Consider the following 12,576-nt stretch of genomic DNA (forward strand, 5'->3'; position numbering starts at 1 on the left):
TAGATGGCAAAGTTATGGGGGTGTTTAGCCATACAATATCTAAAGGGATGCTGCCTGATTCATCGAAAATCTGGTTTAACAAGCAAATGGGCTCGGAGAGCGATGCCCGTTTAGAGGTACTTGCCCAAGAGTTCTTTCGTCTTCTCGTTCCAGGCCAGCCCGAAACCCGACTTGCCTGGGATCCAGTGTTAAAGACTTATCATGTCTTGTCGGAAGATGTTCCAGGATTCAGGAATTTACCCGAAGATCAGCAACAAGAATTTACAAAAGGTACCTATTATGGCTTAGGCCAGGTTTCCTTGATTGCGGCCTTTCTTCACGAAATTGACTTCAAAAACGGTAATGTGGGTATCAATAACCATAACCAAGTCGTAAAACTAGATGGCGACTGGTGCTTTGCGTGTTTGAGGGAGCCTTCCGAATACGGCGCTAAACTCAGCAAGATTACTCCAGAATTATTAGCCAGTTTACCCTACCCAAAGGGGATTTATGCCTACAACTGGCTCGATATTAGAATGACAAATATTAACTATCCGACCAGTCGATTGGTTGATGCAAGTCTTGCCAACGCACCGCATTTTCGCAATGAAGTGAACCAGGCAATACTGAAAATTCTTTTATTACCCGATTCGTATCTCAAGAATTTTGTAGACGCTTATATGCCCAATAGTACTACTGCGGATCAGTTTATTGACTATCTGCAAAAACGCCGTGACGAGTTAAAAATAGCTGCGAAGCAAGATAAATCGTTTCAGACTTATCTTACCAGTCAGGCTGCACAAGAAGATGTTCGTAATCACCTGATTCATATGAAAGGATTTGTGGCCAATGGCTCTCAGCCCATAATAAAACCATCCCCTTTTTCAACATTGGATATGGACTATAAGAGTCTTATTGATGAACTTATTCCACCTGTAATGCCTAAACCTCATCCTGTTGTTCATCAAAAGCCCTCAATTATTTATCGAGGTCGTTTTTCTGCTGGTGCATACTACGAAGATGCGAATACGGGTATTTTTTACATTGAAAAAGATAATCATTATCATTTTACTAATCAACAAGCGCAGATTATTACTCCTCCATCAACGTATTCTGCAATGATGGTAAAAGCGGTGCAGGATTATAAGGTTGCAATTAATCAGCAAAATCTTGAATTGAAGACAGTTGCTGACATACAAAATATTAAAGTATCTTTTGGCGGCGTAGTTGTCATAAGGGAAGTGGAGCAACTTCTGGCGTATCATTTAAACCTGATTGAGCAATCCAGTAAAACAATAGAAAATCTGTATTTAAAACCTGAGATTATAAAAATTATTCAGTTAAAAAAAGAGGGATTAAATCAAGCAGCGCAACAACAAATCAGGGCAATTTCTGATGCAGAACGTATTCTTGTGCATACCGTTGAAAGAATAAATAATTTTCATGTTGATTTTACTAATAAACATAATGAAATAGAAATAAATATCTCTCGTCAAAAATTGTGGGCTGAAGTTCAAGCATTAACTAAAAGTTCCCAGTTGCATCAAGCTCTTACTGTATTAAATTTACGTGAGCTTCCTCATTCTATCCGTCATGCTCTGGAAAAAAAGCAAAAGTACATCAATCAACAGGCAGATGCTCAGATTGGTAAAATGAAAGAAGTTACAACGTCATGGGATTTAATTGGCCATGCCGTGCAGAAAATAAATAATTTCCCCGTTGATTTTACCGTTTACAACAATGAAGCAAAAATAAATGAACACCGTCAGCATTCTTTGACGGAAGTACAAAAACTGGTTCAAAATACTGACATGGAGCACGCGCATCTTGTATTGAATTTCCAGAGTCTTCACCCCTCACTAGTTGGGGCTTTGACAAAAAAACAAGCGCAAATTAACCAACAAGCGCAGTCTCAGATAGATAAAATGCAAAAAATTCAAGAGGAAGAACGCCGTATGGCCCAAGCGGTCAACTGCATTGCCCAAACAGTCAGAAGGATAAATAATTTTTCTATTGATTTTACTCATTACGACAGTGAACAAGAAGTAGATGGCTATGCTGAGCAATTACAGATTGAGATCAATAAGTTAGTTCACAATGATGTTGTAAAACAAGCCCATCATGTATTGAATTTGGAGCATTTACATCAAGATATTCGACAGGCTCTTGCCAATAAACAGCAAAAAATTGAGCAGGCTGTTGCTTTGTTGAGTCAGCGTCTCAATCTGCTTAATGAAATGAGATTTGATGATCATTTACAAATATTTGCAGATAAAATTATTCATATGGAAGGAAAAGTCCAAAATAATGCTCTTTATGTAGATGCTAAAAGAGAAATGGAAACCTTTTATTCTTCAGTGAAAAATGCCAAAAAGAATTTTTTGCATAGTCCAGACTCCACAGAACGAGCCAAGAGACAACTTAAAGAGGACTGTCACGATGCAATCGATGCAGCCAGGCCTATACTTAAAGATCATCGTGAATGGCGAGGGGCTATTATTAAATTTATCATTGATGTTCTTTCATTCTTGACTTGCGGATTAACGGATAACAAATTAGGCATGTTTGCTTTAACGGATTCTAATAGACGTTTGGTTCAATTTGAACAAGCGACAGAAAACATGTTGGTAGGATAAAATGCCCCCCGGCCAGGGCTGCTTTTTCGGGATGAATTAAAACTTAATGGGAATTAACTATGATAGGCAAATTTCATTTATTTAAAGAGTTACATGCCAAAGCGTCTCAACTTGAATTAAGTGACTTGAAGAGTGTTACTCAAGAGCTTATGGATATTCACAATGGATTGGTAGAAAAAATTTGGGAAATAAAATTAGAATTAAATAACAACTCATTAAGACCATTAGTGGAAAGCAAGCTCCGTAAGCAATTAGATGAATTTGAAGCATTGCTTAAGCATGAGGACACTGAATCCAAACTAAAAGAGTTGTTGGTCAAAATAAATGCAATTGAAGTGGATCGTGGTATACCCCAAACACCAACGCCCTCATCGCCTTAAAAAGTTTTAGTGGTGATGCATAGTCAACACGATTATTACTGCCATTCTGGTAAAAGTTCGCCTTGGCGGCTGAAGCGATAGTGTTGTTGATCCCACCCTTGGCCAAACAGCCGAAGAACCGAATTATAATAACCCTCCGTGCTTATAGATGAATCATCAAGACGTTGGCGTTGTTTTTTTAGTTCTGGCGCATTGGCCATCAAAGGCAATAAAGCCGCTGAGAAACCCACTGGGCCCTTGCCCGTATATTTGCCCGTTACCGTGTTTATTTTTTCTGGGGGCGCTCCTAATTGTTGCGTGAGAGTTATCATGGGCTGGAAATGCTTCACCAGTTCTTCTTTATAGCCCAGATCTTGAGCGAGCATACCAATCCATAAGTAAACACGTATGGCGTTATAGCTGCCAAGATTGGGGTGTTCCTGATCCGGCTGCCAACCGGTTTCCTTGTGCCAAATAATCCAGTCAGGAGCAAATCCCTTAGGTGATGACTCGATGAGTAAACGCAAACTGTTTTGTTCTATCTCATTCCAATGCGTATTCAAAAGAGTGAATTTAGCCAGAATCTGGGGAGGTAAATAACTTGGATTAAGACGCCAATTATCACCATGAATAAAACCGGTTTTTCCGGGTAATAGCATGCTTCCCATGTTTGGAATATCCACTACTTCCTCTTTTAAAATTCGATCGAGTAATTGGGTGCCCAGCGTTTCATAATGCTGATTTTTCCACAGACGCCCCGCTTCAAGCAAATCATAAGCTATCCATAAATCTGCATCTGACGCTGAGTTATGGTCCAGGACAACCCATTGTTGTTGAGGATTTTTTCCCCATAACCAGGCAGGGAGTTGAGCACTTAAATCTCCTGAAGCAAGATTGTTTTCGGTCCAACGCAACAATTTATCAAACATAGGACGATCGTTAGCAACCAAGGCAAAAAACATTGCATAACTTTGCCCCTCGGAAGTGGTTACCTTGTTGGGCGTTGATGAATCAACTACCCGTCCATCTTCATTAATATAATACAGTTTAAAATCTCGCCATGATGGCCAATAGCTAAAGGTTATAAGTCCGTCAGAATGAAGGAGCAGGATCAACAGGATGAATACCAGACCTCGAAGAACTAAACTCATCTTTTATCCTAGTCATCTGTTTTTTTTAATCGCCGTCGGCTTCTGGCTGTTAAGGCGCGCCACAACATAAAGGTTAGAATAATAGCGACCAGTAATGTCGCCAGTGCCAGTCCGATTGGATGTTTTTTCAGGACAAACCAAATGTGCATATACCAAGGCAAATGGCCAACATAGTAGACACTGCCGACTTGCAAACTGCTAACCCCTGATTCTCGTATTACGGCTACCGAACCGAATACCTGACCAAGCAAATTTTTCTTGGAAAGGGTTTCGTTCAGTAGTTCAAAGCCTCGAGGAGTGTCTGCCAGTAGAGCGATGATACTACGGTGTTTGTAATAAGGAGATTGCAGGCCAATGATTGCAGACATTATTCCATCAGAACTAACGACAGCCTGGTTGTTAACCGCAGCATTCTTGGCCTGGATTGGAAACGCTGGAAGTTCATTTTGACGAAAGGGTTTATTGACCCAACTTTTCGTTTTATCCAGGAGCAGATTTATTTTACTGTCCTTGTATAATTCAGGCGGGATAGTACCAATGATTAAAATATCGGTATCTTTGTTTTTTATTTTTGACCAGTCATCAGTTAAATTCAGAGCCAAAGCAGGATATCCCGTTTGGGAGCCTATATTGCCAATCGCATTGAGCAGGGTAGTTTCCTCTGTAGCTAAGGGGTGTTGGCTTATTAAAATACTGGTTTGCGCCAGATCGGCTAAACGGCTAAAAGGGAAGCCCGCATTAGCAAAAGCGTTTAAATCCGGCATTGCTATATAATGATAATAATTTGAGAAATCTATAGTTGAACTACCATCAATAGAGGCATAATTATTTACCAAAGTAAAAGACTCACAACGTCCTTCCGTATTTCCTCCACCTATGACGTTAACATAGGCGAATTCAAAAACCATTTGGTTGTTTGTTCCCAAATTCAACACTGGGATAGTAAATTTCTTAGCTGTTCCGATTAAATTCTGCAAAGACCACACGCCGAGAAATTTTGACTCCTGATCCGGCATTAACAATAAAGGATAACTCTGGACAAAATAATTATTCAAACTGATGTTTAAATGAGAGGTGCCAAATGCCGGCGGTATTGTATAGCGATAGTTCAAGGACATATTGATACCCTGACTTCCATACAGGAATAAATCAGGTGGCAAAGTAAATGGAAGAGTTACTGGACTTGGGTTAAATCCTGAGGTTTGCAGTTGTTCTTTAAATTGTTGTAACTCGACAAAAGTTGTTGGTCGATCAGTACGAACCCAATTGGGTGCATCATAAGGTTGACGAGGTGCAATCGTTTCAATTCTATCAATCGTGACACTCTTGCCACGAAACAGGATACTTCCAGTGGCAATCCCTCTTACTGCTTTAATTAAATCATTATCATCGCGACCCGATATAACCAATAGTTTTATATAGGGATTATCAGGATGGTCAATCATTTCTATCTTTGGCGCATTCACTGTTTGATAGTTTTTGAGGAAATCCGGCCGTTGTTGATTGGTGACGAAGACAATAGCATTGCGTTCTGGCAATTGATTGAATAAGGCTGGGAATGACTGGCCGCGCCACCGTGCTTTGGTGCCAAACCAGGAGGCCAGAATGGCCGCGGCGCGTTGTTGCATTAAACCAGGTTGCCCAGAAAAAACGATTGGCAGGGTGATCGGCCTTTCATCTAAACGATCAAAGAAAGGTTCAGGAAAGTGGGACAGATTATTTTTTAATGGTAAGGTTTGAAGCGTTAAATCCAGAAAACTGGATTTACTGATATCAATCCATAAAGTGCTGTTGGCCGGATTTTCGCATATTGCTTTATAATGACCAATAAATTGCAGACTTAAGCGGTTAAAGTCATTAATGTAACGTGGATCAATGGGGATGACCACCTGATTTGATTTGCCTAATTGGTCTGCGGTCAAGCTGATAACCTGCATCAACTCTTCGTTAAGATAAACTTTAAGTTGAGATTGGATTGGAATCAACGAAGGTGAGGGAGTAAACTGCAGATTCAATTGGGCTTGCGAAACAATTTCATCTTTACGTACAGTAAATTCAATTCTATTTTCTGGATTTAAGCCTGTTATAGTAAAATTTCCCCGGGCCAAAGTTTTCTGATTAAAAAAAACCTGTGTTTTCCTACTCGGTGCAACTGCAGCGGCGGGCGTGGTCAGGCTCGGCTGTATCGGTTCTTGAGCGATAACTGGAGCAGTTTGAGAAAGCAAACTGATGGCTATCAAGACAACTGCATTGATACAGGTTGTTTTTCTTGTCATTGAATGATCATCCGTTAATTTTCAATAATTCCTTCCGCTTTAACAGGCACCGTTTGGTTTCCTTTTATTCGATGAGGAATAAATGACACTATCCACATGAGTATCCGTGTTAAACTCGTCAGGATGTTGCGAACTAATGGCGGTGTATATTCTATAATACTCAGATAGCCACGGAAGTCCAGTCTAAATACATGACGCATACTTTGCAGTGGCTGGTCTTCAGGAAAGCTTTTTAGCCACAGTGCCCAGGTATCGGCACGAGCGAAAGTGCATCGGATAAAATCAATATGTTGCTTGACTGATAAGTCACTCAGGCATATTCCTGCCGTACGATCAAAAATGCGGATGACCTTACAAGGAAACTGAAACTCTTCGAAACCGTTATTAAGGAGCAGAGCTATATTTTCGCCATTCTTTAGTAAGTCAGATTCATTTAATTCTATTCCTACCCCGCTATCAGAGTAATTACGTAAGGTGCAGGGAAATAAATGTCCGTCAGCCCGAGCTATTATTGCGGGCATAGCAAATTTAACTCGATGAGACTTGCGCACCTGTTTGGTTTCAACATCGACCCCCAGTGCTCCGCCAATAATAGTTAGATTATACAGTACCCATGAAAGAGTGATGAGTACTGCCGGAATTTCTTCAGTTGAGCCGAAAAATAAACGCCAAATACCTGCAATCAAACCGAGTAAATTAATAGTCAGTAAGACAAGATATGGACGGGCTGTCACCCAGTCTGCGTAACGTTCTTTAATCAATCCTCCTTTGGCAGTGACATTAAATTTTCCTTTGCGCGGATTAATTAAAGCCACTGTGGTGGGAATGGCGATATACCATGCCATCACTGTTTCATATATTTCATTCCACAAAAAGTGACGATATTTTCCCTGGATGCGCGTATTGGCTAAGACTGTATGAATGATGTGAGGAAAAGCATACAAGATGACCATCAGGGCTGAAGCATAGAGGATTCTGGCATGAAATAGGAGAAAAGCGACCGGGGTAACGAAGAAAATCAACCGGGGAATGCCTGATAAAAAATACAGTATGGAGTTGAAATAACACAGGCGTTGGGGAAGAGTTAGCCCTTTGCCTCTTAATGGATTATCTATTCGTAAAATCTGGACCATCCCTCGCGCCCAACGAATACGTTGACCAATATGGTTTGCTAAACTTTCAGTAGCCAGACCCGCTGACATGGGGATGCGAATATAAGCAGAAGTATAATCATGGCGCTGTAAACGCAGTGAAGTAAGTGCGTCTTCGGTAACACTTTCTACTGCAAATCCACCGATGGCTTCCAGAGCGCTGCGACGGAGTATGCCCGCTGAGCCGCAAAAAAAGGTGGCATCCCAGAAATCATTACCGTCTTGTATGACTCCATAAAACAAAGCACCTTCATTGGGTATGTTTTGAAATGCCTCCAGGTTTCGTTCAAAAGGATCGGGCGAGAAGAAGTGGTGAGGGGTTTGCAAAAGGCCCAGTTTAGGATCTTTTAAAAACCAACCTACGGTCAATTGGAGAAAGGTGTGTGCCGGTATATGGTCACAGTCAAAAATAGCGACAAACTCCCCCTGCGTTTGTTTTAACGCATGATTGATATTACCTGCTTTAGCATGTTCATTAGTTGTTCGAGTAATATAATGGACTCCAACCTCATGAGCGAATTTTTTAAATAAAGGGCGGTTTCCATCATCCAGAATATAAATATTGAGCTTGTCTTTGGGCCAGTCTATGCCTAATGCGGCATAGACACCGGGTTTGATTACACTTAATTCTTCATCATAAGTAGGAATGAGAATATCAACTGTTGGCCAGGTAGTGCTGTCTTTAGGTAGCGCAACTGGTTCTCGATGCAAAGGCCAAATACTCTGAAAATAGCCTAAAATCAGAACCAGAAAAATGTAACTTTCTGCAAAGATGAGGAGAAGACCAAAGAAGAGGCTCAAGGGATCATTCCAGATGAGAGTGGTACTGTACCGCCACCACATGTAGCGACTTGAAGTAATTAATGAAAGAACGATCAGCATAATGACAATGATATGTCCTGGCATGTGGCGGATGCTTAAGGCAATGAATAATAAAATGATTAAAAAAAGAAACTGAGCCATGGGTGTAAAGGGTTGAGTAATGCACAGCAGCAGTAAAACAGCAGAAAAAATGCTCATTAAGACAAGTAAGATAGAGTATGATTTTTTGCTTATGCGTTTAAAGTATTTTGATATTTTTTGCCCATAATGATTTGTTTGCGTTTTTTGGGGTAAAGAATTTATCCACTCATAATAAGCGTTAAGACTTTGTTTTCTCCATTGCTCCAGATAGGAATCACGTTTTTTGGGGTGGTCATGAACAATCAGCACGAGCCAAATAGCTTGGATCAAATAGCGTAAAAAATCTCCAAGTCGAGGGCGATCAGATGAGATGTGTGGAAACCAGTTAATCCGGTTGGCAAGAACCCATTGCCAGCTTGGCGATTCAAGGCACAGAAAAAGCCAGGCCAAAGCAACAAACAGCGTAGCCAGAAAAGCGCTAACGGTGGACGCGCCGTGTTGACGATAGTTTTGGTAACGACGTTCCATCGTCAGATAGGCTTGCTTTTCCAACAATGAGCGTAGAATGGTACTCATGGCGTTGTTGCTTCCCACTTAGTTACACACCAGTGAGCCAATGCAGCCAGTTCTTTAGTGACTAAACTACGGGTACTGTATTCCCCTGGGGGTTGTTTGACTGCAAGTGCTTCAACAACTGCCCCATCATAATGAACCATCAGGGGGAGCAAATCAGGAACGGTATATTGCCATAATTGAAGCAGGTCTTGTTGTAACTGATTACTTGAACTGTATTTGTTCATTAAAAAATGGCAATGTTCAGGCAGTTCCTGTTGGTGTAAACGAACGTGACAGGACATATCCGGATTTAATAAACAGATTATATGATCTGCAAGAGCCAATCCATTTTTAGCTAATATGGAGTTTTCCGTTGGAAGGTCAAGCAGAATCCAGTTGTAATTCCCGGTGGCGATCAATTGGGCTATATTTAATTGCCAAAAATTTGATTCAGATTGAAATTTAGTTTCCAGTTTGAGCAGATCAGCTTTTGACGTATTTCCAAAAGGTATAAAATCCAGTGATTTAGTATAGCGCATGGCACTTTCCTGCCAGGGCACATTATCCATCAAGGCGCGTGCCCAGCCGCGAGATTGTTTAAATGGCATATTAAAATACAGACGCAACAGATTGTCCGGTGCGAAGTCAATTACCAATACGGACTTACCCAGATTGCGCAAGGCCCAGGCTAATCCTGCAGTGATTGAGGTAGTTCCAGTGCCTCCTCTAATTCCTTGTAATGCAATTACCGGCATAATTAAAATCTGTCCTTATTATTTAATCCTGGTTAGTCCGAATTTCTGGGGGTAACTGAGCTAATTCTGCTAATAATGGCCATCGCTTCACCATGCTCGCCAACTGCTCTTGCTGTGCAATATTGATATAACTCAGCCTCGATAAGGAATAGGCGTGACTTAATGCAAGTATATCTTCTGCTGTTTTTAACGGTATTGTTTGATCGAGACTCAGTATTTTTTTATCCATTCTATGCTCTTTGCACGCATGTATTTTACTCAAAGTATAGCAACGATTATTAAGTCGTGAGTCTATTAATATTGTTTTTCATCCGAAGGGGGGCACGGGATAAAAATCGTATTTTCTTGCTTAACTTAATGTTTTTTTTCTATTAATTCTATGGTATTGATAAACAGTAGTACTTCATTTTGCATACATAATAGAGAAGGCTCAATTAACAATGAAATCAAGATATGCCCCTATATTAAAAGCGGTATTTCCTGTTGCAGGTTTGGGAACCCGCTTTTTACCAGCAACAAAGGCTGCTCCTAAAGAAATGTTATCCATTGTTAACAAGCCATTAATTCAATATGCGGTTGAAGAGGCTTATGACGCAGGCATACGGCAAATGATCTTTATAACTTGCCATAATAAACGCGCGATTGAAGATCATTTTGATGTGTCTTATGAATTAGAGGATGAACTGATAGCGCATAATAAGTGGGAGCTTTTATCCTTAGTGCGCGCTGTTAAACCCGAAGATATGGAGTGTTTTTATGTTCGCCAGCCTAAAGCGCTGGGTTTAGGGCATGCTATTTTATGCGCTGAAACGCTAGTGGGACAAGAGGCTTTTGCCATATTGCTTGCAGATGATCTGATTACGGGTAAAGTCCCTATTATGAAACAGATGGTTGAGCTCTATAATGAATATGGGCCTAATATTCTGGCAGTGGAAGACATTCCCTTTGAACATACTCAACGGTATGGAATTGTTTCAGGGGAACAACAAAAAAACAGCCTTATCCACGTCACTGATTTAGTGGAAAAACCTCACCCAGAGAGTGCTCCATCAAATACTGCTATTGTAGGGCGTTATATTCTCAGCGCGGGAATTTTTGATCAAATCAGAACTTTGCCCCAAACAGGCGAAGAAGAGATCCAACTGACCGACGCAATTAAAGGTTTATTAAAAAAAGAATCAATTTGGGCTTATCGTTATGAGGGAAAGCGGTATGATTGTGGAAGCATATTGGGATTTCTGAAAGCCAACGTGGATTTGGGAAAAATTCATCCTCTGGAAGGGGAGTGTTTTTCGAAATGGCTTTTAGAAACAGTAGTTAATCAATAATCTAAACGGAATTATATGCCATCACCAACTCAATTTAACTCGTGGAAGCAGCTGGAAAAATACGCTGAAGCTAATGCTGATAATTATAATTTAAAGATGTTGGAACATGGCCAACAGCGCCGCGCAGAAACTTATCAAGGGACAAGCGAACGTATCTGGCTTGATTACCGACAGCAATGTGTTGATGATCATGTTCTGCATTTACTGTTTTCGCTTGCAGAAGAGTGCGGTTTACACAAAAAAATAAATGCGTTAATGGAAGGATCTCTGGTCAATAATTCAGAGCATAGGCCTGCTTTACATACGGCACTTAGGACCTCAGGAAATGAGGAAATTATAGTTAATGGACATAATATTATTCCGGATATTTTAAATGTTCGCGAGAGAATGCGTCTTATTTCTACTCAAATAAGAAATGGGGAATGGGTTGGGTATTCAGGAAAACCAATCAGGGATATTGTGAATATAGGTATTGGCGGCTCCTTTCTTGGACCCCAATTTTGCACGAGTGCCTTGGTTGATTTTACAACGGATAAGCTACGATTTCATTTCATATCAGGTATTGATCCCAATGAATTCAGGCGTGTGGTAACGACGCTTAACCCTGAAACCACCTTATTTATTATTGCTTCAAAATCATTTATTACCAAAGAAACACTATGTAATATGGATAAGGCCGTTGCATGGATTAATCAACCCAGGCACATTGATAAGCATATTATTGCTGTAACCGCAAATACAAAAAAAACAGCAGAACTGGGGATAGTTAATGTCATACCTACTTGGAGCTGGGTGGGAGGACGTTATTCATCCTGTTCTTCTATCAACCTAATTACTTGTCTTGCGATTGGGTTTGAACACTTTTCTGAGATGCTCTGTGGGGCTCGCGAGATGGATAAGCATTTTCATAATCAGGAGTTTTCTCAGAACTTGCCTGTTCTTTTAGCCTTGCTGGGGATTTGGAATAACAATTTTTTAAAAATTCATAATCTCCTGATGCTCATTTATTCTTATGATCTCCAACAATTTGTTCCTTACATTCAACAACTGGATATGGAAAGCAATGGCAAATCAATAGATAAAGAGGGCGAATTGGTTGATTATTCTACAGGTCCCATTGTTTGGGGCGGTCCAGCTAATCAGGTTCAACACAGTTATTTTCAGTTATTATGTCAGGGAACACATCGAGTAGCTGCCGATTTAATTAGCGTTAATACATTTGCAGATGAGGCGGTTAATAAAATGTGTGATGCGCATCAAAAAGTTTTAAGCAATGGAATCAATAAAAATAATGATCTTTATGGTTTTAGATCAACCACGACACCCATGAATCATATTTCCTTGCTTGATTGTACGCCGAAAACTATAGGTTCTTTAATGGCCTTGTATGAACATAAAATTTTTACTCAGAGTGTCATTTGGAATATTAATGCTTTCGATCAGCCAGGTGTTGAGCTATCGAAACAAATAATTGGGTAAACTC

General features: G+C 40.3%; 8 protein-coding genes and 1 pseudogene. 4 read left to right on the forward strand and 5 right to left on the reverse strand.

Going from position 1 to position 12,576, the window contains the following annotated elements:
• Positions 1–2,615 (forward strand): annotated as a pseudogene (locus tag LOX96_RS15210) (hypothetical protein); the annotation flags it as partial.
• Positions 2,616–2,674: 59 nt separating this feature from the next.
• Positions 2,675–2,995: a hypothetical protein gene (locus LOX96_RS15215; protein WP_250424658.1), complete on the forward strand. Its 321-nt coding sequence runs from the start codon at positions 2,675–2,677 to the stop codon at positions 2,993–2,995.
• A 35-nt stretch (positions 2,996–3,030) separates the two neighbouring features.
• Here LOX96_RS15215 and bcsZ read toward each other — a convergent pair whose 3' ends face one another.
• Genes bcsZ through bcsR form a run of 5 tightly spaced genes read right to left on the reverse strand, consistent with a single transcriptional unit; the run spans position 3,031 to position 9,994 of the window.
• The gene (bcsZ, locus tag LOX96_RS15220; protein WP_250424659.1) at positions 3,031–4,125 is read right to left on the reverse strand and encodes a cellulose synthase complex periplasmic endoglucanase BcsZ; all 1,095 of its coding nucleotides are present in this window, start codon (positions 4,123–4,125) and stop codon (positions 3,031–3,033) included.
• An 8-nt stretch (positions 4,126–4,133) separates the two neighbouring features.
• Positions 4,134–6,401, reverse strand: coding sequence for a cellulose biosynthesis cyclic di-GMP-binding regulatory protein BcsB (gene bcsB / locus LOX96_RS15225; RefSeq protein WP_250424660.1), 2,268 nt, complete (start codon positions 6,399–6,401; stop codon positions 4,134–4,136).
• Positions 6,402–6,415: 14 nt separating this feature from the next.
• Positions 6,416–9,031 carry a UDP-forming cellulose synthase catalytic subunit gene (bcsA, locus tag LOX96_RS15230; protein ID WP_250424661.1) on the reverse strand — a complete coding sequence of 872 codons (2,616 nt, stop codon included), beginning with the start codon at positions 9,029–9,031 and terminating at the stop codon, positions 6,416–6,418.
• Positions 9,028–9,765, reverse strand: a complete 738-nt coding sequence (gene bcsQ / locus LOX96_RS15235) for a cellulose biosynthesis protein BcsQ (protein ID WP_250424662.1) — start codon at positions 9,763–9,765, stop codon at positions 9,028–9,030. Before bcsQ ends, bcsA begins: the two co-directional genes overlap by 4 nt.
• Before the next feature lie 22 nt (positions 9,766–9,787).
• Positions 9,788–9,994: a cellulose biosynthesis protein BcsR gene (gene bcsR / locus LOX96_RS15240; RefSeq protein WP_250424663.1), complete on the reverse strand. Its 207-nt coding sequence runs from the start codon at positions 9,992–9,994 to the stop codon at positions 9,788–9,790.
• Between the two features lie 211 nt (positions 9,995–10,205).
• Here bcsR and galU point away from each other — a divergent pair, with 211 nt between their 5' ends.
• Positions 10,206–11,093, forward strand: a complete 888-nt coding sequence (gene galU, locus LOX96_RS15245; protein WP_250424664.1) for a UTP--glucose-1-phosphate uridylyltransferase GalU — start codon at positions 10,206–10,208, stop codon at positions 11,091–11,093.
• A gap of 15 nt (positions 11,094–11,108) precedes the next feature.
• A complete protein-coding gene (locus tag LOX96_RS15250; RefSeq protein WP_250424665.1) occupies positions 11,109–12,572 on the forward strand; it encodes a glucose-6-phosphate isomerase in 1,464 nt (487 codons plus the stop codon).
• The last annotated feature ends 4 nt before the right edge of the window (positions 12,573–12,576 follow it).

The sequence above is a fragment of the Legionella maioricensis genome (assembly GCF_023618015.1).
Lineage (GTDB): Bacteria > Pseudomonadota > Gammaproteobacteria > Legionellales > Legionellaceae > Legionella > Legionella maioricensis.

Bases quoted from the DNA above. Each gene is read 5' to 3' on its own strand.
- LOX96_RS15215 (WP_250424658.1), top strand. From the start codon at position 2,675: ATGATAGGCAAATTTCATTTATTTAAAGAGTTACATGCCAAAGCGTCT.
- bcsZ (WP_250424659.1), bottom strand. From the start codon at position 4,125: ATGAGTTTAGTTCTTCGAGGTCTGGTATTCATCCTGTTGATCCTGCTC.
- bcsB (WP_250424660.1), bottom strand. From the start codon at position 6,401: ATGACAAGAAAAACAACCTGTATCAATGCAGTTGTCTTGATAGCCATC.
- bcsA (WP_250424661.1), bottom strand. From the start codon at position 9,031: ATGAGTACCATTCTACGCTCATTGTTGGAAAAGCAAGCCTATCTGACG.
- bcsQ (WP_250424662.1), bottom strand. From the start codon at position 9,765: ATGCCGGTAATTGCATTACAAGGAATTAGAGGAGGCACTGGAACTACC.
- bcsR (WP_250424663.1), bottom strand. From the start codon at position 9,994: ATGGATAAAAAAATACTGAGTCTCGATCAAACAATACCGTTAAAAACA.
- galU (WP_250424664.1), top strand. From the start codon at position 10,206: ATGAAATCAAGATATGCCCCTATATTAAAAGCGGTATTTCCTGTTGCA.
- LOX96_RS15250 (WP_250424665.1), top strand. From the start codon at position 11,109: ATGCCATCACCAACTCAATTTAACTCGTGGAAGCAGCTGGAAAAATAC.